General features: G+C 40.1%; 17 protein-coding genes. 13 read left to right on the top strand and 4 right to left on the bottom strand.

Annotation, left to right across the window (positions count from 1 at the left end; all coding sequences use genetic code 11):
* Positions 1-88 precede the first annotated feature (88 nt).
* The gene (gene gltA, locus E0409_RS05930) at positions 89-1366 is read right to left on the bottom strand and encodes a citrate synthase (protein ID WP_131288798.1); all 1278 of its coding nucleotides are present in this window, start codon (positions 1364-1366) and stop codon (positions 89-91) included.
* A gap of 1020 nt (positions 1367-2386) precedes the next feature.
* On the opposite strand from gltA, the gene sdhC reads away from it, so the two are divergent.
* The 13 genes from sdhC to pgaD all read left to right on the top strand — a co-directional run bounded on the left by sdhC (position 2387) and on the right by pgaD (position 20872).
* Entirely contained in the window at positions 2387-2785 is a 399-nt protein-coding gene (sdhC, locus tag E0409_RS05925; protein WP_165541302.1) for a succinate dehydrogenase, cytochrome b556 subunit, read from the top strand.
* Positions 2785-3150 carry a succinate dehydrogenase, hydrophobic membrane anchor protein gene (gene sdhD / locus E0409_RS05920; protein WP_131288887.1) on the top strand — a complete coding sequence of 122 codons (366 nt, stop codon included), beginning with the start codon at positions 2785-2787 and terminating at the stop codon, positions 3148-3150. The genes sdhC and sdhD overlap by 1 nt, the downstream gene beginning before the upstream one ends.
* 12 nt (positions 3151-3162) lie before the next feature.
* The gene (locus E0409_RS05915; protein WP_131288794.1) at positions 3163-5061 is read left to right on the top strand and encodes an FAD-binding protein; all 1899 of its coding nucleotides are present in this window, start codon (positions 3163-3165) and stop codon (positions 5059-5061) included.
* Positions 5062-5075: 14 nt separating this feature from the next.
* A complete protein-coding gene (locus tag E0409_RS05910; protein ID WP_131288792.1) occupies positions 5076-5786 on the top strand; it encodes a succinate dehydrogenase iron-sulfur subunit in 711 nt (236 codons plus the stop codon).
* A gap of 829 nt (positions 5787-6615) precedes the next feature.
* The gene (locus tag E0409_RS05905; RefSeq protein WP_131288790.1) at positions 6616-9456 is read left to right on the top strand and encodes a 2-oxoglutarate dehydrogenase E1 component; all 2841 of its coding nucleotides are present in this window, start codon (positions 6616-6618) and stop codon (positions 9454-9456) included.
* Positions 9456-10673, top strand: coding sequence for a 2-oxoglutarate dehydrogenase complex dihydrolipoyllysine-residue succinyltransferase (gene odhB / locus E0409_RS05900; RefSeq protein ID WP_131288788.1), 1218 nt, complete (start codon positions 9456-9458; stop codon positions 10671-10673). Before E0409_RS05905 ends, odhB begins: the two co-directional genes overlap by 1 nt.
* 60 nt (positions 10674-10733) lie before the next feature.
* The gene (gene lpdA, locus E0409_RS05895) at positions 10734-12167 is read left to right on the top strand and encodes a dihydrolipoyl dehydrogenase (protein WP_131288786.1); all 1434 of its coding nucleotides are present in this window, start codon (positions 10734-10736) and stop codon (positions 12165-12167) included.
* A 170-nt stretch (positions 12168-12337) separates the two neighbouring features.
* A complete protein-coding gene (gene sucC, locus E0409_RS05890; protein WP_131288784.1) occupies positions 12338-13504 on the top strand; it encodes an ADP-forming succinate--CoA ligase subunit beta in 1167 nt (388 codons plus the stop codon).
* Between the two features lie 13 nt (positions 13505-13517).
* On the top strand, positions 13518-14408 hold the full coding sequence (gene sucD / locus E0409_RS05885) for a succinate--CoA ligase subunit alpha (protein WP_131288782.1): 891 nt from the start codon (positions 13518-13520) through the stop codon (positions 14406-14408).
* A 363-nt stretch (positions 14409-14771) separates the two neighbouring features.
* A complete protein-coding gene (gene pgaA / locus E0409_RS05880; protein WP_252151774.1) occupies positions 14772-17267 on the top strand; it encodes a poly-beta-1,6 N-acetyl-D-glucosamine export porin PgaA in 2496 nt (831 codons plus the stop codon).
* The gene (gene pgaB / locus E0409_RS05875) at positions 17267-19105 is read left to right on the top strand and encodes a poly-beta-1,6-N-acetyl-D-glucosamine N-deacetylase PgaB (RefSeq protein WP_131288780.1); all 1839 of its coding nucleotides are present in this window, start codon (positions 17267-17269) and stop codon (positions 19103-19105) included. Before pgaA ends, pgaB (E0409_RS05875) begins: the two co-directional genes overlap by 1 nt.
* Positions 19105-20373, top strand: a complete 1269-nt coding sequence (pgaC, locus tag E0409_RS05870) for a poly-beta-1,6-N-acetyl-D-glucosamine synthase (protein ID WP_131288778.1) — start codon at positions 19105-19107, stop codon at positions 20371-20373. The genes pgaB (E0409_RS05875) and pgaC overlap by 1 nt, the downstream gene beginning before the upstream one ends.
* The gene (gene pgaD, locus E0409_RS05865; protein ID WP_131288776.1) at positions 20366-20872 is read left to right on the top strand and encodes a poly-beta-1,6-N-acetyl-D-glucosamine biosynthesis protein PgaD; all 507 of its coding nucleotides are present in this window, start codon (positions 20366-20368) and stop codon (positions 20870-20872) included. The genes pgaC and pgaD overlap by 8 nt, the downstream gene beginning before the upstream one ends.
* Here the strand turns inward: pgaD and pgaB (E0409_RS05860) are convergent.
* The 3 genes from pgaB (E0409_RS05860) to E0409_RS05850 all read right to left on the bottom strand — a co-directional run bounded on the left by pgaB (E0409_RS05860) (position 20838) and on the right by E0409_RS05850 (position 24461).
* Complete coding sequence (gene pgaB, locus E0409_RS05860) at positions 20838-21992, bottom strand: poly-beta-1,6-N-acetyl-D-glucosamine N-deacetylase PgaB (protein ID WP_252151773.1); 1155 nt, start codon at positions 21990-21992, stop codon at positions 20838-20840. The genes pgaD and pgaB (E0409_RS05860) overlap by 35 nt on opposite strands.
* 181 nt (positions 21993-22173) lie before the next feature.
* A complete protein-coding gene (locus E0409_RS05855; RefSeq protein ID WP_131288772.1) occupies positions 22174-22590 on the bottom strand; it encodes a VOC family protein in 417 nt (138 codons plus the stop codon).
* Positions 22591-22742: 152 nt separating this feature from the next.
* Complete coding sequence (locus E0409_RS05850; RefSeq protein ID WP_131288770.1) at positions 22743-24461, bottom strand: flotillin family protein; 1719 nt, start codon at positions 24459-24461, stop codon at positions 22743-22745.
* Between the last annotated feature and the right edge of the window lie 11 nt (positions 24462-24472).

The following is a 24472-nucleotide window of genomic DNA, read 5'->3' as shown; positions in this document are numbered from 1 at the left end:
TTGGGTGTTAAGAAAAATTAATGTATTTTTTGAGTCATAAAAAAACCGCCCGGAAGGGCGGTTTTTTAAATCGTAGAATTCTTTCGAATTAACGACCTTGGATGTCACGTTGAACTTCACCAGTGTAAAGTTGACGTGGACGACCAATTTTGTAAGGACCACTGTGCATTTCTAACCAGTGGCTGATCCAGCCAACTGTACGTGCAAGAGCGAAGATTACAGTAAACATTTCAGTCGGGATACCAATCGCTTTAAGGATGATACCTGAGTAGAAGTCTACGTTAGGGTATAGGTTACGTTTGATGAAGTATTCGTCAGACAACGCAATACGTTCAAGTTCCATCGCTAAAGCAAGTTGTGGATCGTTGATGCCTAATGCAGCAAGAACTTCATCACACGTTTCTTTCATTACTTTCGCGCGTGGATCGAAGTTTTTGTAAACTCGGTGACCGAAGCCCATAAGTTTAACTTCTTTAGTTTTCACTTTTTCCATGAAGTCAGCAACGTTTTCTACAGAGCCGATTTCATCAAGCATCTTAAGAACAGCTTCGTTCGCACCACCGTGAGCAGGACCCCAAAGTGCAGAAATACCCGCAGCGATACATGCGTAAGGGTTAGCACCAGTAGAACCAGCTAAACGTACTGTAGAAGTAGACGCATTTTGTTCATGGTCAGCATGAAGCGTAAAGATACGATCCATTGCTTTAGCAAGAATTGGGTCAACTTTGTAATCACGATCCGCAGGAGTTGCGAACATCATGTGAAGGAAGTTTTCAGCGTAGTTCAAGTCGTTACGTGGGTAAACGAACGGTTGACCGATAGTGTACTTGTAGCTCCAAGCTGCCAAAGTCGGAACTTTAGCAATCAAGCGGATTGCAGTGATTTCACGGTGGTCAACATTTTCGATGTCTAGGTTGTTGTGATAGAACGCAGAAAGCGCACCCACTACACCAACCATGATCGCCATAGGATGTGCATCACGACGGAAACCATTGAAGAAACGGCTAACTTGATCGTGAACCATAGTGTGGTTACGAACTTTAGCGTCAAATTCTACTTTTTGTTCAGCTGTTGGGAGTTCGCCGTTTAACAATAAGTAGCAAGTTTCTAAGTAGTCTGCTTTAGTTGCTAACTGGTCGATCGGGTAACCACGATGTAAAAGAACACCTTTACCACCATCGATGAAAGTGATTTTAGACTCGCATGCAGCAGTAGCCATAAAACCAGGATCAAAAGTGAAGTGACCTGCGGCCAACACATCTTTAACGTCGATTACATCTGGGCCCAATGTGCCGCTGTAAATTGGTAATTCAATTTCTTTGCCATCAAGCTGTAAAACGGCTTTTTTGCCAGTTGCTTCAGACATTCAATAGATCTCCTGTCCTGGTGAATGTTTTATCTGACTCGTAGTACTAATCTTTTAATGCGCGAATCAGATGGATCAAAAATTTGCTATAAGATTAGTGAGTACTGAAATTTTGTCAATTATACTTATGGATAAAAAGAGACGCTCCCACAGGGAGTTGGTCAAAAAACAATCCGGTAAGCACACGGAAAATATCAGTATCGACGCAGTATAATAAGTCATATAAAGATAAGTTGCAGAAAAAAATATGCATGCTGTTGGAATTGTAAGCAATTTTTAATTGTTAAAAACTCTAGGTGTTTTGGGTTTTTAAAATTTCTTATATAACTAAACTATTCTAATTACCATAACTTACCGATATTGCTTTAAGGTAAGTGTTGCTTTCTTATTCATAATAAAAAGCGATTAATCATTCGAAAAAAAGTGTGCGTTTGTATAAAAAATAACTTGTTTAATGGGGTTTAAATGCCTATTAATTCATCAATTGTGTAAGAATAAGTCACTTTTTTGTTTAAAAGTTGAACACAATAAGAATGAAATATGGAGTTATGCACAGACTAAGTGGTTATTTCGTTTCATGATGTTGCTCATATGTGCTTTTACATAAATACCCTATATTTATTTTAAAAATATACAGGCCGTCTTCCTCATTTAACATTATATAAAAGGATAACAAGCCATTAGGATGATTTGTTCATCTTTAGTCTAAATATATTGATTTAATTATAAAAGCAAAAAACGATCAATCAAATAGTATTTTAATTAATAAAAACCAAGCATATAGCTATGTTTTCTTAGATGTATTTTGTCTACTTTAATAGGGTAATTCATGTTAATGATTCTTATTTAGTGGTTTTTTGTGGAAAAGGTAAATGTGATTGTTTGTATTTTAATAGTTCACGTTTTATAATTCCCTGTCGTTTTAAGTTTAGGTATTGCTGGATACTGCAAATACCTAACAATGCTAGCTTTCCTTCGAATTAATTCCAACAAACTCCGGATGGAGTTTTTACTTACAGGATGCCCGCTGTGAAAAGCAACAGACCTGTCAATTTGTCCATGGGTCAAGTTTTAGAAGTAAACTTAAAATCCCCTGTGGCTATTGCATCAATTCTACACCGTCTTTCTGGTGTCATCGTATTTTTACTCGTACCGGTACTTTTGTGGCTTTTAGACAAATCATTGTCTTCGGCTGAAGGTTTTGCTCAAGTTCAAGCAATCTTCGGTAGCTTCATTGTGCGTTTCATCGTATGGGTATTTGTAGCCGGTTTAATATTCCACTTTATTGCGGGTGTTAAGCATTTACTTGCAGATATCGGCGTTGCCGAAGAACTGCAAAGTGGTCGTATAGCAGCTACTATTTCATTGATCTTGTCTGCAATCGGTATTGTTGCAGCATTTGTATGGATTGTTCTCTAATGAAAAGTGCTACAGGTTTTACGGGTTCAGGTTCTCGCGATTGGTTTATCCAACGTGTCAGTGCTGTTGTATTAGCTGTTTATACTGTTGTGGTATTTGGTTGGATCCTTCTCAATGGCGGATTTAACTACGAACAATGGTTTGGCTTTATGATGACATTACCAATGAAGATTTTATCTTTGTTGGCAGTCTTATCTCTTGTCGCACACGCTTGGATCGGCATGTGGCAGGTATTCACTGACTATGTGACTACTCGTCAAATGGGTCCTTCAGCTTCAGGTTTACGCCTAGTGCTGACATCAGCAGTAATTATTGCTGTATTTGCATATGCAATCTGGGCGATCCAGATTTTTTGGGCGAATTGATAGGAAAATATCATGGGCGCGATAACCCCTAAAGAAGATTATACAAACATTCAACACCTCACTTTTGATGCAGTCATCGTTGGTGGTGGTGGTTCAGGTATGCGTGCTTCATATCAACTTGCTCAAGCGGGTTTGAATGTTGCAGTTCTGACTAAAGTATTTCCAACACGTTCACACACTGTTGCGGCGCAAGGTGGTATTGGTGCATCTCTTGGTAATATGCAAGAAGATAACTGGCACTATCACTTCTATGACACGGTAAAAGGTTCGGACTGGTTAGGTGACCAAGACGCAATCGAATTTATGTGTCGTGAAGCGCCTAAAGTTGTTTACGAACTTGAACACATGGGTATGCCATTTGACCGTAATGCGGACGGTACGATTTACCAACGTCCATTCGGCGGTCACTCTGCAAACTATGGTGAAAAACCAGTTCCACGTGCATGTGCTGCAGCTGACCGTACAGGTCACGCGCTTCTTCATACGCTTTATCAAAGCAACGTGAAAATGGGTACGCAATTTTTCGTAGAATGGATCGCGCTTGATCTGATCCGTAACGAAGAAGGTGATGTGCTGGGTGTAACTGCAATTGACCAGGAAACCGGTAATATTGCGGTATTCCAAGCAAAAGCGACATTGTTTGCAACGGGTGGTGCGGGTCGTGTTTACCGTGCATCTACCAATGCGTACATCAATACTGGTGACGGTCTTGGTATGGCGGCGCGTTCTGGTATTCCATTGCAAGATATGGAATTCTGGCAGTTCCACCCAACGGGTGTTGCGGGCGCAGGCGTATTGTTGACTGAAGGTTGTCGTGGTGAAGGTGCAATCCTTCGTAATAAAGACGGCGAACCGTTCATGGAACGTTATGCTCCGACTTTGAAAGACTTGGCACCACGTGACTTCGTATCACGTTCTATGGACCAGGAAATTAAAGAAGGTCGTGGTTGTGGTCCTAAAGGTGATTATATCTTGCTTGATATGACACATTTGGGTGCTGATACCATCATGAAACGTCTTCCATCTGTATTTGAGATTGGTAAGAAGTTTGCAAACGTAGACATCACCAAAGAACCAATTCCTGTAGTACCGACAATCCATTATCAAATGGGTGGTATTCCAACCAATATTCATGGACAAGTTGTTGTTCCTGAAGGTGTTTCGGATACTAACTTTGCAGCAGGCTATGACAAGAGTGGTGACGTTTACTCAAGCAATGGCGGTGAGCGTAACTATACAAAACCTGTTAAAGGCTTCTATGCAATTGGTGAATGTTCTTGTGTGTCTGTACATGGTGCAAACCGTTTAGGTACGAACTCACTGCTTGACTTGGTTGTATTTGGTAAGGCTGCCGGTGAACACATCATCGATTACGTGACTAAACATCACGGTGATGAGTATCAACCGCTTCCGACTACTGTGTTTGAAAATACAAGAAAGCGTATTCGTCATTTGGATGAATCAACTTCGGGTGAAAATGCTCAAGAAGTTGCTGATGCAATTCGTGACATCGTTCAAGACCATGCGGGTGTATTTCGTACTCAAGCATTGCTTGATGAAGGTGTGAAGCAAATTCTTGCGCTTGAACCGCGTGTTCGCAACATTCATTTAAAAGACAAATCTAAAGTATTTAACACTGCACGTGTTGAAGCTCTAGAAGTTGAAAACTTGTATGAAGTGGCTAAAGCAACCTTGATTTCGGCTGCTGCTCGTAAAGAATGTCGTGGTGCACATACTGTTGTTGATTATGAATTACCAGCAGATCACCCAACTTACTCTTACGGTCGCCGTGATGATGAATGGATGAAGCATACTTTATGGTTCTCTTCAGACAATCGTCTTGAGTACAAACCAGTCCGTTACAAGCCAGTATCGGTTGATGCGATTCCACCAGCACCACGTACATTCTAATCAGGAGAAGTAAGATGAGTAGAGGTACTCGTACATTTAATATCTACCGCTACGATCCTGACAAGGATAAAGCACCGTACATGCAAACTTTTAAACTTGAGTTGACTGACAAGCACCGTATGTTGCTTGATGCTCTTCTTGCGTTGAAAGTACAAGACGAATCTTTAACGTTCCGTCGTTCATGCCGTGAAGGTATTTGTGGTTCTGATGGTGTAAACATCAACGGTAAAAATGGTTTGGCGTGTCTTTGGAACCTAAACGATTTACCGGAAGTGATTACCATTCGTCCTTTACCAGGTCTACCTGTAGTAAAAGACTTGGTTGTTGACATGAATCAGTTCTACGACCAGTACAACAAAATCCATCCATTCTTGATCAATAATCAGCCTGCGCCAGCGAAGGAGCGTTTACAGTCTCCTGAAGAGCGTGAGCATTTAAATGGTCTTTATGAATGTATTCTTTGTGCATGTTGTTCAACTGCATGTCCATCATTCTGGTGGAACCCGGATAAATTCTTGGGTCCTTCAGCATTGTTGAATGCATACCGTTTCATTATTGACTCGCGTGATACAGCAACTCAAGATCGTTTGGCTCGTCTTGACGACCCATTCAGCTTGTTCCGTTGTAAAGGCATCATGAACTGTGTATCGGTTTGTCCTAAAGGTCTTAACCCAACTAAAGCGATTGGTCACATTCGCAACATGTTGTTAGACCAAGCAGGCTAATCTGTCGCAGTCAAAAAAAGCACACCTTAGGGTGTGCTTTTTTTATGTTTTAAATATTGTAATGTTTTATGGGTTTATGCAAAAAATGTATGCAATGGGTAGGGGGGATTAGTAAGTGCATCGAATCAAATGACTGGAATTGTTTAAAAATAAATCGAAATGACATGAAAGCTTAATTAAATTGTAGTTAAGTTGTTCGAATTGATAATTAAAGCACCAATCTCAAGTTTGAATCTACAAAGTTGAGATTAAAATGTTAAGATATAACGTAAATAAAGAGGGCCAGTTTAAATATTGTGCTCTCTTTTATTGTATTGGGTTTGCTGGCTTAGGACTATGGTCTACATTGAATCCAATTATTAAATAAAGCACCATAGGTTAGTTGAAAATTCTAAGTATGTATTTCGCTAATTTATGGAAGGTATGTGTCAAAAAAATCAATTGTAACGAGATAACATGTTAGGATTTGACACATCGCTATATTTAAAAAAAGCGCCTTATTTATGTACATTTTTTCAACATTTTAGAGTGTATATAAGGTTTATAAATAGAGATTAACCGTTTTAGAAAAAATAGGTCGCGTAGTTATTTTTTCTAAGTCGATTTGCAAAAAATTGCTCGGTTTCGGTCGAGTATTTAAATGAGTGATGATGCCAATGAGGGCGTTATGATTCATTATTCACATCGGGTTATTCCTGATGTAGTGATAACGCCTCATGGCTTATGCCTTATGGGGACTAGTGTCATGTTACCAATTTGACATTATTAATCATGGGTTCGCTTAAAAAGCATCCTGAAAATGTTTTTGCAATAGGAAATGGGTCCACAAATGCAAGAAGTTGCTGACGCTTTGCGTCTTGACACTGAACTAAGCGCTGACAGTGCAGCGTATATTGAAGAACTTTATGAACATTATTTGACGTCACCAGACTCGGTTGGAGCTGACTGGCGTGAATATTTCGATAAATTCCCTAAAGGTGATCAACCACATAGCAATGTACGTGAGCAATTCCTTTTATTAGGTCGCAATTCAAGCCGCGTACAACCTGTTGTTCAAAGTTCTGTAAGTTCTGAGCATGAACGTCGTCAAATTGGCGTTTTACAACTTATTGCTGCTTATCGTAATCGTGGTCATCAAAAAGCAAAACTGGATCCGCTAGGTTTGGCAAAACGTGAAGACGTGCCTGATCTTGATCTTGCTACGCACGGTTTAACTAAATCTGATCTCGATACAGTATTTAACACAGGTAACCTTGCACTAGGTAAAGCAGAAGCGACGCTTGGTGAAATGGTTGAAGCAATGGAAGCCGTTTATTGCGGTTCTATTGGTACCGAATACATGCACATTGTTGACACTAAAGAGAAACGTTGGATTCAACAACGTCTTGAAGGTGCGAAAGGTCAATTTAACTTTACTGCAGAACAGAAAAAGCACGTCCTTGAACGTTTAACTGCAGCTGAAGGTCTGGAAAAATTCCTGGGTAACAAATACGTTGGTGCTAAACGCTTCGGTGTTGAAGGCGGTGAATCATTTATCCCGATGGTAAATGAAATTATTCAACGTGCAGGTGCGGTAGGTTGTAAAGAAGTTGTGATTGGTATGCCACACCGTGGTCGTCTCAACCTTCTTGTTAACATCATGGGTAAAAACCCGGCAGATCTTTTTGGTGAATTTGAAGGTAAATCAATTCATAAAAAAGGTTCTGGTGACGTTAAATACCATCAAGGTTTCTCATCTAACGTAATGACTCCGGGTGGCGAAGTTCACTTGGCATTGGCGTTTAACCCATCACACTTGGAAATCGTTGGACCTGTAGTTGAAGGTTCTGTACGTGCTCGTCAAGTGCGTCGTAAAGACATTGGTGGTGATGATGTATTGCCAATCATCGTACATGGTGATGCAGCATTTGCAGGTCAAGGTGTAAACCAAGAAACCTTCCAGATGTCACAAACTCGTGGTTATACAGTGGGTGGTACAGTTCACATCGTGGTAAATAACCAGGTGGGCTTTACAACATCTGATCCACGTGATGCACGTTCTACAGAATACTGTACCGATATCGCGAAAATGATTCAGGCACCGGTATTCCATGTGAATGGCGATGATCCAGAAGCTGTGATCTTCGTGACTCAATTGGCACATGATTTCCGTCATACTTTCCGTAAAGACGTTGTAATTGACATGTTCTGCTACCGTCGTCGTGGTCATAACGAAGCGGACGAGCCAGCAGCAACACAACCAATGATGTACCAAGTGATCAACAAAAAAGTGACTACACGTACACTTTATGCAGATCAACTGGTTAAAGAAGGTGTTCTTGACCGTGCAGCTGCTGATCAAATGGTTGAAAATTACCGCGCAGATCTTGAAGCCGGTAAGCACGTTGCCAACGCACTGGTATTAGAACCAAATACAAAAATGTTTGTGGATTGGACCCCTTATTTAGGTCACGAATACACAGATGTTTGGGATACCACTTTCCCAATCGAACGCTTGAAAGAACTTGGCACTAAAATGCGCGAGCTTCCTGAAGGCTTCGTGATGCAACGTCAAGTCGCGAAAGTGATTGATGAACGCTTGAAGATGCAGACTGGTGAAATGCCATTGAACTGGGGTGCGGCTGAAACTTTAGCCTATGCAACCTTGCTTGATGAAAGCTACATGGTTCGTATTACCGGTGAAGACGTAGGTCGTGGTACTTTCTCTCATCGTCATGCGAAGCTGCATAACCAGGTGGATGGTTCAACCTATATCCCGCTTTGTCATATCAAAGAGAACCAGCCACGTACTGCAATTTACGACTCGCTTTTGTCTGAAATGGCCGTACTTGCATTTGAATATGGTTATGCAACCACAATTCCACACGGTTTAATTATCTGGGAAGCGCAATTTGGTGACTTCGCGAACTGTGCACAGGTTGTAATTGACCAATTCATCGCTTCAGGCGAAACCAAATGGGAACGTGTATGTGGTTTAACCATGTTGCTTCCACACGGTTATGAAGGTCAGGGTCCAGAGCACTCATCTGCACGTTTAGAGCGTTTCTTGCAGTTATGTGCTGAAGACAACATGCAAGTGATTACACCGACTACACCTGCACAGATTTTCCATGCTTTACGTCGTCAAGCGGTTCGTCCAATCCGTAAGCCATTGATCGTGACTTCACCGAAGTCATTGCTTCGTCACAAACTTGCAACTTCTACTTTAGAAGAGCTTGCAACCGGTACATTCCAGACTGTGATTGATGAAGTAGATCAAATCAACCACGCTGACGTGACTCGTTTAGTCCTTTGTGGCGGTAAGGTTTACTACGACTTGCTTGAAAAACGTCGTGCAGAAAATCTAAACAACACTGCAATCGTTCGTATCGAACAATTGTATCCATACCCAGAACAACGTATTGCTGAAGTACTTGCTTCTTATCCAAACTTAAAAGAAGTGGTTTGGACTCAAGAAGAGCCGAAAAACCAAGGTGCTTGGTTATTCATTGCACCGCGTTTATATGACGATGTAATGAAATCTGCTAAACAAGTTCGTATCAGCTACGCAGGCCGTCCAGCATCTGCTGCGCCAGCTTGTGGTTCACCTTATTTGCATGCAAAACAACAAGCTCAGCTAGTAAATGACGCATTGGCGATCGTAGCTGAACAATCAGGAGATTCTAAATAATGGCAACCGAAATTAAAGCACCGGTATTCCCAGAGTCAGTTGCAGACGGTACGATCGCAACTTGGCACAAACAACCAGGTGAAGCTGTATCACGTGATGAAGTGATCTGCGATATTGAAACCGATAAAGTTGTTTTAGAAGTTGTTGCTCCTGCTGACGGTACAATCGCTACTATCATTAAAGGTGAAGGCGAAACTGTTCTTTCTAGCGAAGTGATTGCTCAGTTTGAAGAAGGTGCGGTTTCTGGCGCTGCTCAAACTCAAGCAGTTCAGTCTGAAGGACAAGTTGAACAAGCTGCGTCTCAAACTGAAGCGGGTGCTGCACCTGTTGTTGAACGTGCTCAACCTGTTGCTGATCAAGCACCTGCGGTACGTAAAGCATTAACTGAAACTGGTATTGCTGCTGGTGATGTTACTGGTACTGGTCGCGGTGGCCGTATCACTAAAGAAGATGTTGCAAGCCATCAAGCTAAACCAGCGGCTCCTGCTGCTGCACCATTAAGCGTTGCTGTTGGTGAGCGTATCGAAAAACGTGTTCCAATGACTCGTTTACGTAAACGTGTTGCTGAACGTCTTCTTGCTGCTACACAAAGTACTGCAATGTTGACGACATTTAACGAAGTGAACATGAAACCAATCATGGAAATGCGTGCTCAATACAAAGATGCATTCGAGAAACGTCATGGTGCACGTCTTGGCTTTATGTCATTCTTTGTTAAAGCGGCAACTGAAGCACTTAAACGCTACCCAGCGGTAAATGCTTCAATTGATGGCGACGATATCGTGTATCACGGTTACTATGACATCGGTGTTGCTGTATCTTCTGAGCGTGGTTTAGTGGTTCCTGTACTTCGTGATACAGACCGCATGAACTATGCTGAAGTTGAAAATGGCATCCGTGGTTTTGCTGCAAAAGCACGTGACGGTAAATTGGGTATTGAAGACATGACTGGCGGTACATTTACCATTACTAATGGTGGTACTTTCGGTTCATTGTTATCTACACCAATCTTGAACACTCCACAAACTGCAATCTTGGGTATGCATAAAATCCAGGAACGCCCAATGGCTGTAAATGGTCAAGTTGAAATTTTACCAATGATGTACTTGGCACTTTCTTATGACCACCGTTTAATCGATGGTAAAGAAGCTGTAGGTTTCCTTGTGGCAATTAAAGAATTGTTAGAAGAGCCAGCTCGTCTTATCCTTGATCTTTAATTCTAAAGAATAAATCCATGGGCTTAGGGCGATCCTCTAAGCCCATTTTTGGAGATAAAAATGTCTCAACAATTTGACTTAGTTGTAATTGGCGGTGGACCAGGTGGTTATGAAGCAGCGATTCGTGCAGCTCAACTTGGTTTTAAAGTTGCTTGTATCGAAAAGCGTATTCATAAAGGCAAACCATCTTTAGGTGGTACTTGCTTAAACGTGGGTTGTATCCCGTCTAAAGCTTTACTTGATTCTTCACATCGTTATGAAGATACCGTTCAGCATTTAGATGATCATGGTATTACTACCGGTGAAGTTAAATTTGATCTTTCTAAAATGCTGGCTCGTAAAGATAAAGTTGTAGATCAATTGACTGGCGGTATTGATCAATTACTTAAAGGTAATGGCATCGAGTGGTTAAAAGGTACGGGTAAACTGCTTGCAGGTAAAAAAGTAGAATTTGTTTCTCACGAAGGTGAAACTCAAGTTTTAGAGCCTAAATACGTGATTCTTGCGACTGGTTCTGTGCCTGTAAATATTCCAGTTGCTCTTGTAGATCAAGACTTAATCGTTGATTCTACTGGTGCACTTGAATTCCCAGAAGTACCTAAGCGTTTAGGTGTGATTGGTGCTGGTGTAATCGGCCTTGAGCTTGGCTCAGTATGGCGTCGTTTAGGTGCAGAAGTTGTTGTATTTGAAGCAATGGATGCATTCTTGCCAATGGCTGATAAAGCTTTGGCAAAAGACTTCCAAAAACTGTTGACTAAGCAAGGTATGGATATCCGTATCGGTGCAAAAGTTGCAGGTACTGAAATCAACGGTCGTGAAGTAACGGTTAAATATAACCAAGCTGGCGAAGACAAAACTGAAACTTTCGATAAATTGATCGTTTGTGTAGGTCGTCGTGCCTATGCTGAAGGTTTATTGGCTGATGATTCAGGTATTAAATTGACTGAACGTGGTTTGGTTGAAGTAAATGACTGGTGTGCAACTTCTGTTGAAGGCGTATACGCGATTGGTGACTTGGTACGTGGTCCAATGCTTGCCCATAAAGCAATGGAAGAAGGCGTAATGGCAGTTGAACGTATTCACGGTCATGCTGCACAAGTGAACTATGACACGATCATTTCTGTAATTTACACACACCCAGAAGCGGCATGGGTAGGTTTAACAGAACAGCAAGCGACTGAAAAAGGTCACGAAGTTAAAACTGGCCAATTCGGTTTTGCTGTGAACGGTCGTGCTTTAGCTGCGGGTGAAGGTGCTGGTTTCGTTAAGTTTGTTGCTGATGCGAAAACAGATCGTCTACTCGGTATGCACGTGATTGGACCTGCTGCGTCTGATATCGTTCACCAAGGTATGATCGCGCTTGAGTTTGTATCTTCAGTTGAAGATCTACAGTTGATGACTTTCGGTCACCCAACTTTCTCTGAAGTGGTGCATGAAGCTGCACTGGCAGTCGATGGACGCGCAATTCACGCGATTCAACGTAAGCGTAAGTAATTCGAAAAAAGAGCGACTTAGGTCGCTCTTTTTACATTTCATGGTTGTTTTTATTGGAACAATCATCTAAAAATAAAGATAACGATTTTAAAAAATGCCAATACTGCTTTGACGGACGTCTGGGTATTGGTGGGTCATAACAAAGCAAAGAAGTAATAAAAGGTTATTCGATGAATTTACATGAGTATCAAGCAAAAGCGTTATTAAAAAAATATGGTATGCCTGTTCAAGAGGGTGTACTGGCAACCAATGCCGCAGAAACTGTAACAGCATTTGAGCAACTTGGCGGTAAGTTTGCCGTAATGAAGGCTCAAGTTCATGCGGGGGGACGTGGTAAAGCAGGTGGGGTTAAAGTCGTAAAATCAAGCGATGAAGCTGCTGAATATGCAAATGGCATTATTGGTACACGCCTTGTGACTTACCAAACCGATGCCAATGGTCAGCCGGTAAATAGTGTTCTTGTGTGTGAAGATGTCTATCCCGTTGAACGTGAATTGTACCTAGGTGCAGTGGTTGATCGTTCTAGCCGCCGCGTAACTTTTATGGCATCCACAGAAGGCGGTGTCGAAATTGAAAAAGTAGCAGAAGAAACCCCAGAAAAAATTATTAAGGTAGAAGTGGATCCTTTGGTGGGATTAATGCCTTTTCAAGCGCGTGAAGTGGCCTTTGCACTTAATTTAAAAGATGGACAAATCAATCAATTTGTCAAAATTATGACGGCTGCTTATCAGGCATTTATTGAAAATGATTTTGCCCTATTTGAAATTAATCCACTTTCAGTTCGAGAAAATGGCGATATCCTGTGTGTTGATGCCAAAGTGGGGATCGATTCAAACGCACTTTATCGCTTACCCGAAATCGAAGCAATGCGTGATAAATCTCAGGAAAATGAGCGTGAATTGAAAGCTTCTGAATTTGATCTGAACTATGTCGCACTTGAGGGTAATATTGGTTGTATGGTCAATGGTGCGGGTCTTGCCATGGCAACCATGGACATCATTAAATTATATGGTGGTCAGCCTGCGAACTTCCTTGATGTTGGCGGTGGTGCAACCAAAGACCGCGTTATTGAAGCATTTAAAATCATCCTTTCCGATTCTTCTGTACAAGGTGTATTGATCAATATTTTCGGTGGTATTGTGCGTTGTGACATGATTGCAGAGGCAATTATTGCAGCGGTTAAGGAAGTACATGTCACTGTACCTGTGGTTGTTCGCCTAGAAGGCAACAATTCAGAGTTGGGGGCAAAATTACTCGATGAATCAAGTTTGAAATTAATTTCTGCGAATGGTCTGGCTGATGCTGCAGAAAAAATTGTTGCTGCAGTGAAGGCGTAAGGGAGTATCAATCATGAGCGTATTAGTAAATAAAGACACCACCGTGTTGGTACAAGGTTTTACCGGTAAAAACGGAACTTTCCATTCAGAACAATCGATTGCTTATGGCACCAAAGTTGTTGGTGGAGTAACACCGGGTAAAGGCAGTCAAACACATTTAGGCCTTCCTGTTTTTAATACCATGAAAGAAGCAGTACGTGAAACAGGTGCAACTGCAACCTCTATTTATGTACCTGCACCTTTTGTGCTGGATTCAATTATTGAATCGATTGATTCAGGTATTGAGCTAATTGTGGTGATCACAGAGGGCGTACCAACTTTGGATATGCTTAAAGCCAAACGTTATCTTGAAACTTATGGTAATAATGCACGTTTAATTGGTCCAAACTGTCCGGGGATTATTACACCAGGTGAATGTAAGATTGGCATCATGCCGGGTCATATTCATCAACCGGGTAAAATCGGCATTATCTCGCGTTCAGGGACTTTGACTTATGAAGCTGTCGCGCAAACCACGAAACTGGGTTTGGGTCAGTCTACTTGTATCGGAATCGGGGGGGACCCAATTCCAGGCATGAACCAAATTGACTGCTTAAAACTGTTTCAGGAAGATCCGCAAACCGAAGCCATTATCATGATTGGTGAAATTGGTGGCACGGCTGAAGAAGAGGCAGCTGAATATATTCAGTCGCATGTGACCAAACCTGTAGTGGGTTATATTGCGGGTGTAACTGCACCTAAAGGTAAACGCATGGGGCATGCAGGTGCGATTATTTCAGGTGGCAAGGGCACTGCGGAAGAAAAATTTGCTGCTTTTGAAAAAGCAGGCATGGCATATACCCGTAGTCCAGCAGAATTGGGTTCAACTATGCTCCAAGTGCTGAAAGATAAAGGCTTAGCTTAATTTTTAGCGAAATAAAAAAAAGCTCTCATTTGAGGGCTTTTTTATTCAGTGGTATTTTTAAAATTATAGAAAATAAATTGATAACCAGTTTGAAATAAAACTTGTATATGTTTGAAAATTTAATTTTAAAAATTGTCGAATTGATAAGAGGATAGAAACTGTGCTATCTATTATAAATAGAAATACTCTCTTATAGAAAAAATATAAACAGATAAATATTAAATTTTTCACGGTTAAAATAAAGTGATAAGTATCACATTAACATATTAAAACACAAAATGAAACACAAAAAAGGGTTGATGTCAGTAGGTTTGAGGGTATTGTTTATTGGATTGCAACAATTAATAACAATGAATGATGAAGATGAATATTTTAAATATGAATAAAATTAATTCTAAATTAAATGTACTTACACTCTCTTGTGGCACTTTACTGTTTTCTACATTCCTGCATGCAGAAATATTGTATAGAGACACGGTTGATCCGCAACGTGAAGAGACAGTGAGTTTGATTAAGCAAGGGCAAGTAGATGCAGGTCTACAAAAACTCAGACAATTATTAATACTTCAACCCAATAATCAGAAATTGATTGCTGACTTTGTTGTAATGGCATATGAAAGTCAAAAATTTACCAACCAAGATATTAAATATCTTTCGGGTATACAAAGTAACCAATTTCCAGAATATGCCAAAGTCAATGTTCTAAAAGCCTTGCGGGATTTAAGAAAATTTGAATTAGCAGAACAATGGGCAAAAAAATTCGCTCAAACCGATCAAAATCAAATGTGGGTGGTGTGGATAGGTGTATTGCAGGCTGAAGCAGGAAAAACTGCTCAGGCGAAAAAAACTCTAGCCCCACTGGATATTAATTATATTGACCCTGATTATTTAGCCCAGCTCGCTTATGCCTATCGAATTTTAAATATGCCGGTTGAGGCATTAAATGCAGCTAGCTTAGCCGTTGAAAAAAATCCAGATAGTAGCAGTGCACAAGAACAGTATGCATTGGCACTTATGGTAAATGCTGATTATGCCAAAGCTGAAAAATATATTCAAAATAACCAAATACTCACGCAACAACCTCAACTTAGAACCAATGCCAAAATAAGTGAATTTACCCAACGCATTCAAAATGCAGTGCAATATTACAAGGCTGCAACGTATCGTGATCGTGGAAATATTGCTTATAAACAACTCAATCAAGTTATAGAAGATATGGCAAGGTATGAACCAGAACTGCCTAATGATCCCAATATCAAACGTCAATTTTATTATGAATATATATATGCTTTAAATGAGAGAAATTTGCCTGGAGAAGTCCTCGTACAAATCCCAAAAATTGGATTACCTATCGAGCAAATGCCTCCTTATGTACGTCAATCGATTGCAGATGCGTATTTAAAAAATAGGCAACCTAAATTGGCTGAGGCACAATATAAAAGTTTGCTGAAGGAAAAAAACTATCAAACTTATGAAGTTTATTCAGGTTTGTATTACGCATTAATTGAACAAGAAAAGTATAAGCAAGCCAATAATTTACTGTTAGAAATGGACGAAATGTTGCCTATTTATCGATATAGTAATGCAAAAGGAGTCGATAGAGTTACTCATGATGACCGTATGGAATATATAAACTTGGTCGGTCTCAATTATGTTTATCGCCATGAGTATGCTAAAGCAGAACAATATTTTGAAAAACTAGTCGCAAAAGCACCGAATAATGTGGTTTATCAAAGTAATCTTGCACTGGTGCAGCGTTGGCGTGAACAACCACAGCGCTCTGAGTGGACATTGGCGCAGTGGGATGGCGTTGAACCAGTTGATTCATCCATACGAATTAATCATTTAGAGAATATGCAGGCATTAGGTGATATTTCGGAATGGCGTAAGCAGAATGCTTATCTCATGGAAGCCATACCAGGAGATTCGGGTGTTATAAAAAGTAAAAAAGAACTTAATGATCGCAATCATGCCTCCATTCAGCATCAAAGTACTTTCTCAAAAAATGACTCTGATAATGCTGCTGTGCTCAATCGTTTGAAAGGGAGTCGCGAACGAGAGAATTTAACCCGTATTAATACCCCATGGTTTTTCGACACTTTTCGTGCTTATGCCAATCATAGCAATCGTTGGGCGAATTATGATGATGGCAAAATTAATGATCAACGTGTGGGGGTTGGACTTGAATGGGGGTCACACCGTAAAGCCGCGAATATCATGCTTTCTCAAAGTGTAGAAGGTCAAAACGATCGTTTTGGTGTAGAAGTGGATTGGTCGCAATGGTTAAATGATCATTGGCAGTATGTTTTAGGTTTTAATAGTCAGGCCGATATTCCATTACAAGCCATAAAAAAAGGCAATGAAGGTCAATCTTATACTTTTGGTCTGAACTGGAATCACAATGAGTCTCGTGAAGCGGGTACAACCTATCAACTCACTGATATCGATGATGGAAATACACGTCAGGAAGTTACAGCCTATTTAAAACAACGGGTTTTTGCAGCACCGCATAATATTACCAGTCTCATTTTAGGCGGGTATTACAGTCAAAATGATGATGTGCTCGTCGATTATTTCAATCCTAAAGAAAGTTATAGTGCAGAACTAACTTTACAGCATGACTGGATCACTTGGCGTAGACATAACAGAAATTTCACACAACATTTCGAAGCAGCCATTGGAACTTTTGGGCAAACAGGATTTTCCTCCAAACCGATTTATAACGCATTTTATCAACATGATTGGCAACTTTCGCGGACCTGGAATTTGAACTACGGCATAGGATGGGGAACACATCCTTATGACGGTGTAGATGAAAAAAGAACCTACGCAGTGGTTGGTTTTAAGGGGAATTTTTAATGAGAAAAATTGCAACAGTTTTATTTGCTGTAGTGTTGACAACAAATTTAACAATTCCTAGCGTGAGTCTGGCTCAAAATGTGAAAAATTCAGCAATTGAGATACCAGATAATCTGTTTGTAACCCTTACTTTTCATGATGTGCGAGATGATGTTGCTAAGGCCGGGGATTCAGATGTTTATGCAATTAGTACTAAAAATTTAGCGCAATATTTTGCCTGGATTCAACAAGAAGGCTGGCATCCCATTCGCTTAGAAGACGTATGGCAAGCCCGTCAAAAGAAAAAAAGTTTGCCTCCTAAATCAGTATTATTAACCTTTGATGATGGTGCATTAAGCAGTTATACCCGGGTTTTTCCATTATTGAAGCAATATAATTTTCCAGCGGTATTTGCAATTCCAACCAGTTGGATTAATGGCAACACCAAAGATGCCTATGCTGCCTATGGTGAAAATAATTTAATGAACTGGGATCAAATGCGTGAAATGCAAGAATCAGGTTTAGCCGAGTTTGCTTCACACTCAGACAATTTGCATAAAGGTATTCTTGCCAATCCACAAAAAAATATGCAGCCCGCTGCAATTACGCGTGAATATCTACCTAAGGTTGATAAATATGAATCTGAACAGGAATATCAAGAGCGAGTTATTGCAGATTTAAAAAAGTCTAAGGAGAATTTAGACTTTCAACTGGGTATTAATAGTCTAGCTATCTTTTGGCCCTATGGGGCAGTGACTAAAGAAAGTGAACAACTCGCGGCAGAGGCAGGATTGCCAATGTCCTTTAGCTTGGGCAGTATGTCTACGCTTGTGGACTCGGGCACAACATATCAACGTGGCTTGATTATGGATAACCCAACACCTGAAATGATTCATGAGGAAATGCTGGATTTTTTGACTTTTGCACGTGCGCTATATAAGCAACGCAAAAGTATTATTGGTTTCGATTTATCCGAAATGGTGAGTCCGAATAATCAAGTGTTTGATCAAAAACTCGGACAGTTATTAGATCAGGTGAATGCGTTAAAAACCGATACGATGGTATTAAAAGCAGTGGCTGATGAAAATGGTGATGGAAAAGTAGACGTTGCTTATTTTCCAAATCAGCAGCTGCGTATGCGCCAAGATTTACTGAACCGGACAGTTTGGCAAGCGCGTACACGAATTAGTAATCGAGTTTATGCAGAACTGCCTATTAGCCTGGAAACAAAACAAGGTTTTAAGCTTGATGAGTTGACAGCTGATTTAGTTAGGAATAATTCTTCAATTGAAGGTTTGATGATAGAAATGGGTGATGATTTCTTATGTGGTGTACAAGATAAAATTTGGGATGCTGCTTGTAGCCAGAAAATGAACCAAGTTTTTCAAATTAAAGAAAGAGCTAAAGAAAAGGCGAAGTATTACACGAATATTAGTAATAACTATCAAACTGCATTGAAAATGACATTAAGAGATAAGCATTTAGATGGTTTAAAGCTCTTACTTGATCAGTCTCTAGCACAGGGCGATTTCCTATATCTGGAATTTGATCCAGTTCGCGATCCTAAAATATTTAAAGCCATGCAAAAACAGTTACAACAATTGAATCTTAAACAGAAACAGTATTTGATTGTGAGTTTTACAGTTGATCCAAATGCATCTAAAAGTGAATGGAAAGAATATCAGTACGATTATCAAACCTTAAAAAAATTATCTGTACAAAAAATTGGTATTAATAACTATCACTTAAAAGATGGACAGAAGATTCAGGAAAATCTTTATCGGGAATTAAGCACCAATGGTAGTCCATTAACTTATCGAAATCCTTTTGAAGGCAACCTTGCCAAGGAGATGAAATAATGGAAGAGTTAAGTCAGTTTAGATTTAGTGATTTTTATTTTGGCTTTGCTTTTTTCTATCCCTTATTTATGGCATGGATTTGGATAGCGGGTGGTATATGGTTTTATTTAAAGCATGAACGAAAACAACCAGCAATACCAGCAGCTAGCGAACATGCCTGCAGTATTATTATTCCTTGTTTTAATGAAGAAGCACAGGTTCGAGATACTATTAAATTTGCGATGCAAACCCAATATCCAAATTTTGAAGTGATTGCGGTAAATGATGGCAGTCGAGATAAAACGGCTGAAATTTTAGATGAGCTTTTACTGCAATATCCAAAACTTAGAGTAGTTCATTTGGCTGAAAACCAAGGTAAAGCCTACGCGCTTCGTGCAGGTGCGATGGTGAGTCAAAATGAATATTTGGTCTGTATTGATGGGGATGCCTTATTACACCCGCATGCTGTGTTATGGATGATGTACCATTTGACAAAGTATCCTCGTGTTGGTGCAGTCACGGGTAATCCACGTATTGTGAACCGGTCCAGTATCCTTGGTAAAATTCAGGTCGGTGAATTTTCATCTATTATTGGCTTGATTAAACGTGCACAACGAACCTATGGACGTATTTTTACCGTGTCGGGTGCAATTGCGGGTTTCCGTAAAACTGCATTGGATCGCATTGGGTATTGGCGAGATGACATGATCACAGAGGATATTGATGTGTCTTGGCGTTTGCAGTTTGATCATTGGGATCTACAGTATGTGCCCAAAGCATTATGTTACATCTATATGCCAGAAACATTGAAGGGTTTATGGAAACAACGTTTACGTTGGGCACAAGGTGGAATTGAAGTCCTATTTGCTTATTCCTTAAGCTTATTTAAATGGAATTTGCGCCGGATGTGGCCGATTGCACTGGAATCCATTATCAGTGTGGTTTGGGCATATGTGATGACGGGTATTATTGTCTTATATTTATATGGTCTGTTTTTCTCTTTGCCGGGAGAGTGGGCAATTCAATCGCTCTTTCCTCAATGGTATGGAGTCATTCTAGGAATGACTTGTCTTGTTCAATTCTTTGTCAGTTTGTGTATTGATAAACCCTACGATAAAGACCGAATCTTCAGGAACTATTTTTGGGTCATTTGGTATCCTTTGTTCTTCTGGATTCTCACCATGTTGACCACGGTCGTTGCATTACCTAAAACAATTTTCAAAACTCAAAAGCGTGCTCGATGGGTCAGTCCAGACCGTGGTTTTAGAGGAGAGGTGAAAAATGACTAATATAGATAAATTTCATATTGTTAAAGATGAGTCGAAGTTGGAGCTTCCTGCCTATATTGATCAACCAGAATATGTACGAAATAAATCAGTGGGTTACAGTTTGCAAATTGCAGGTTGGTTTGTTTTTATGTGGTTGTTTATGCCACTGCTGACAGTGTTCTTCTGGTGGATCGAAGGTGAAACGATTTATCAACAATTGGTAATACAGGCAGCACCCGATAGCCAGCTGAGTCTAATGAATATCCTTATTATGATTGGTACCTTTATTTGTGTGCTGTTGCTTTGGGCAACATATAACTGGATTCGTTTTTATAAGCGTGAACGCCGTAGTACTCCTTTAGCTGTAGATGAACAACAGCTTGCCAGGAGTTTTAAGGTTAATAAGGTCGATATTTCAAATATGCAACAGGCAAAGAATCTAACCCTTTATTATGATAATAAAGGGAAGCTAGAATTTTTTGAGGTTAATCATCAGATAAAAAAGCGTGTTTCAGCTTAGATGGATGAGGATGTTGATTGACAAAATCATCAGGATAATAACCAATATGTTTTACCCCATGTTTTTCTAAAAACTTGATGGTTTCGGTAATTTCTTGGGTAGAGATTTTCTGATTATTTTTCCAATTCACAGCTTGAAGTTCAAAGATGGTACGACTCAATTCTGGGTCGTATTTTTTTGACTGTTGAATCAAGTCTAAATAGAATTGCTGATGATCATCGGCTTCTTCCATGTAGGGCATCGCCATGATGGCATTGTAATCATAGTATTGATATGTGCTGCGCATAGACTGGCTAAACCAATTTTCACTGACAGGATTCAATGCCACGGGTGCATACATATTCCGTGCAGTAAGAATGTTGGGTTGCTGTTGTTTAAGTATCTTGCTTATACCTTCAGCAAATTGGTCAAGATATGCTGTTTTGAATTGGGCTAATGGTGCTTGTTTTGGAGAATTGTGAAGTTTTGATACCTGCTCTGAATTAAACCCCCATGCTTGATACATCTTATGGGCAGGAGCAGAAATATCTTCATAATCACTCAGGGTAATATCATCATGATAGAGCACACCATCCACTGAATTGGACTTCATAAAATCTAAATAAATTTCAGAAACGTATTTAAGATTTTGTTGAGCAAATGGCGAAACCCGAATATAGCCCTGTTTCCCGCCTTCACTATGTGAAACATAGGGAATATGGTAGCTTTTTGGAAATTCCCAAGCCATTAAGGGTAGCCATGCATAGATATGGTGCACTTGAGTCTTGCTACGAATTTGCTTCACAAGGAGTGGAAAAAGATTTTCTCTTAATGGGATGTGACGGTTTTTAAAGTAAACCTGATCTGCCGAACCATTCGCGTCTGGATCAGCAAAAGCCTGTAAAAAAATGGTATTCGGCTGAATCTGCTGAATCCGTTCTATTAAAGTCCGAATATTCTCATGTTGCTGTTTTTTGTCCTTGTCATATACGTAATCAATATCGATATGCATAATGCGCATCTGATCAATTTTGGTGATTTTTTTTGCAGATGGGGCTGATTTTTTGACGGTATTCTGCTGAACAATCTCATCAATGGGGTGATTTTTAATTTGAGTTAAATTCGCAGAGTTTGCAGACAAAGGCAGACAGCCTATACTTAAATAAAGGCAGTGAGTGAAACGATTTTTATATATTTTTTTAAAATTTATCATTTTTTATACTCGTTTTTAAGCTGATTGTTCATTCTATAGCCCCTTTATTGTTTTGAAATTCAGAAACCGGTCGTGGCTACTCTTGTTATCAGATTTTAGTTGATAAAAGTTATTGAGCTTGAAGCAAATCTTGAATTGAAAGCTTTTTCATTTTGAATATGACATCTAGGACATAGGGATTGTTATTTAAAATCTTCCATAAATTTTGGGGGACAATTTGCCAGTTAAAACCAAATTGGTCTTTACACCAACTGCACCCGTCTTCAGTGCCATCTAAGGTGATTCCATTCCAGTAATAATCAATTTCAGAACGACTTTCACAAATCACCATAAAAGAAATAGAAGGATTAGTAGTAAAAGAGGGGCCACCATTAATACCAACAAATGGGACACCTGCAAATTTTACTTTTACCGCAGTTTCATGTTCTTGAATAATTTGGCTATTTGAGAAAATGGAGCAATACCATCCTAATACAGCTCTGGTATTATCTTTAAACCGAAAGGCGGGATAAATAGAGTGAGTCATTATTATGCTCTATATATGCAATATCAGCAGATAATGTAGCGTTCTACAGGCGTAACTCAAGTAAGTTTATGCAGAATAATTGTATAAAATTTATTCAGTTTAAAATAAAAAATGCAGCCTATTTAGACTGCATTTTTTTGAATTTTGAAGACTTACTTAGGTGTAGTCACTTGAGGCTTTAAACTTTGTGTTAAACCATTAATATCACCACCTTGAATACCCAGTTCATTCATCAGGCTATCAATGAGCGGAGCTTGCGTGCGGTAACGTAAGGCGCTGTTTACCACTTGATCAGACAAGGCAATTTGCCCTTGATCTGAATAGCCTTCACCTTGAGCGCCGCTACCACCAATGCCACCTAAGCCATTGACTTGCAGAATTTTAATATCATCAATATTTTCCATAGGCTTAACGCTTTCACGGATAATCTCGGGTAAATATTTTAATAAGGCCAAGCGAATCTGCATTTCGACCTGTTCGGTAGACAAGATGTTATTGGCTTCATTGACCGCACGGGTCCCTTCAGCATCGACTTGGTATTGTTTTTCCATCGCTTGTGCCAATAGAATTTTAGCATCTGCTTCACCTTTGGCTTTCAGGCGTTCTTTTTCAGCATCGGCTTCAGCAGCAATACGAATAGCTTCTGCATCATCAATCGCTGCTTTTTTACCTGCTTCTGCTGCAACGGTAATGGCAATTGCGTCTTTTTCTGCGGCTTGTTTTGCTGCAACCAGTTCAACTGCTTTTTGACGTTCTGCACGTTGCGTTTCGCGTACTGTAATGACTTCTTCTTCGGCTTTTACCGCTTCTGCACGGGCACGATCAGCTGAAGCTTTGGCTTCGGATTCTTCGCGAGATTTTTCGGCAATGGCAATGGCACGAATCTGTTCAGCCAGTTCAATGGTTTTCTTTTGTTCCACTTCGGCTTGTTGAATAATTTGTGACTTTTGAATGTTTTGATTTTCAACATCACGTGCCGCAGTAATCCGCTTTAAATCGACTTCACGCTCGGCAGCAATTTGTGCTTCTTCCGCTTCACGTTTTTTGGCAGCTTCTTGCATTGCAATTTCTGCCTGTTGTTCTGCTTTACGAATTGAAATTTCACGTTCTTGCTGCATTTTTGCATATTCTTCTTCACGCAAAATTTGCAAGCGTGCCTGTTCAGCTTCCAGGTTCTTGGTTTTAATGGCAAGGTCAGTATCTTGTTCAATGTGGTTACGCTTACGACGACGGTCTTCGATGGTTTCCGTGAGTTTGGTTAAACCTTCGGCATCGAATGCGTTTTGCGGGTTAAAGTATTTAAAACCAGTTTGGTCCAAACCAGTCAGTGATACTGTTTCAAGTTCTAACCCATTTTTAAATAAATCTTCAGACACCACTTGCTGAACTTTTTGCACGAAATCGACACGTTTTTCATGCAGTTCTTCCATTGCCATTTCAGCCGCAACTGCTCGTAATGAGTCAACAAATTTGCCTTCGACCAGATTCTTTAATTCATTCGGCGACATGGTTTTTTGACCCAAAGTTTGGGCTGCAGTTGCAATTGATTCTGCTGTAGGTTTAACCCGAACGTAGAATTCTGCCATCACGTCCACACGCATACGGTCACGGGTGATCAGGGCCTGGTCATCTGCACGACGAACTTCCAGACGCAGTGTGTTCATGTTGACCGGGATAGTTTCATGCAGCACAGGCAGTACAATGGCACCGCCACCTAAAATCACTTTTTCCCCACCAAAACCTGTACGTACAAAAGAAATTTCTTTGCTTGAACGTTTGTACAGTCTGGCAATAATGATCCCGATAATGATCAGTGCGGCAAAAATCACACCCGCGATGATTAAGATATTGTATAAATTCGACATTAACATTGTTATCTCAA

It is taken from the genome of Acinetobacter sp. ANC 4862 (assembly GCF_004336635.1).
Classification (GTDB): Bacteria; Pseudomonadota; Gammaproteobacteria; order Pseudomonadales; family Moraxellaceae; genus Acinetobacter.
The sequence above is the reverse complement of the archived record's forward strand: the minus strand, read 5'-3'. Positions and strand labels throughout refer to the sequence as shown.

What these genes read in the sequence shown, in the direction of transcription:
- E0409_RS05915 (WP_131288794.1), top strand. Translation starts at nt 3,163, where the DNA reads ATGGGCGCGATAACCCCTAAAGAAGATTATACAAACATTCAACACCTC.
- sucC (WP_131288784.1), top strand. Translation starts at nt 12,338, where the DNA reads ATGAATTTACATGAGTATCAAGCAAAAGCGTTATTAAAAAAATATGGT.
- sucD (WP_131288782.1), top strand. Translation starts at nt 13,518, where the DNA reads ATGAGCGTATTAGTAAATAAAGACACCACCGTGTTGGTACAAGGTTTT.
- E0409_RS05850 (WP_131288770.1), bottom strand. Translation starts at nt 24,461, where the DNA reads ATGTTAATGTCGAATTTATACAATATCTTAATCATCGCGGGTGTGATT.
- pgaC (WP_131288778.1), top strand. Translation starts at nt 19,105, where the DNA reads ATGGAAGAGTTAAGTCAGTTTAGATTTAGTGATTTTTATTTTGGCTTT.
- sdhD (WP_131288887.1), top strand. Translation starts at nt 2,785, where the DNA reads ATGAAAAGTGCTACAGGTTTTACGGGTTCAGGTTCTCGCGATTGGTTT.
- pgaB (WP_131288780.1), top strand. Translation starts at nt 17,267, where the DNA reads ATGAGAAAAATTGCAACAGTTTTATTTGCTGTAGTGTTGACAACAAAT.
- pgaD (WP_131288776.1), top strand. Translation starts at nt 20,366, where the DNA reads ATGACTAATATAGATAAATTTCATATTGTTAAAGATGAGTCGAAGTTG.
- gltA (WP_131288798.1), bottom strand. Translation starts at nt 1,366, where the DNA reads ATGTCTGAAGCAACTGGCAAAAAAGCCGTTTTACAGCTTGATGGCAAA.
- E0409_RS05905 (WP_131288790.1), top strand. Translation starts at nt 6,616, where the DNA reads ATGCAAGAAGTTGCTGACGCTTTGCGTCTTGACACTGAACTAAGCGCT.
- sdhC (WP_165541302.1), top strand. Translation starts at nt 2,387, where the DNA reads ATGCCCGCTGTGAAAAGCAACAGACCTGTCAATTTGTCCATGGGTCAA.
- odhB (WP_131288788.1), top strand. Translation starts at nt 9,456, where the DNA reads ATGGCAACCGAAATTAAAGCACCGGTATTCCCAGAGTCAGTTGCAGAC.
- E0409_RS05855 (WP_131288772.1), bottom strand. Translation starts at nt 22,590, where the DNA reads ATGACTCACTCTATTTATCCCGCCTTTCGGTTTAAAGATAATACCAGA.
- lpdA (WP_131288786.1), top strand. Translation starts at nt 10,734, where the DNA reads ATGTCTCAACAATTTGACTTAGTTGTAATTGGCGGTGGACCAGGTGGT.
- E0409_RS05910 (WP_131288792.1), top strand. Translation starts at nt 5,076, where the DNA reads ATGAGTAGAGGTACTCGTACATTTAATATCTACCGCTACGATCCTGAC.
- pgaA (WP_252151774.1), top strand. Translation starts at nt 14,772, where the DNA reads ATGAATATTTTAAATATGAATAAAATTAATTCTAAATTAAATGTACTT.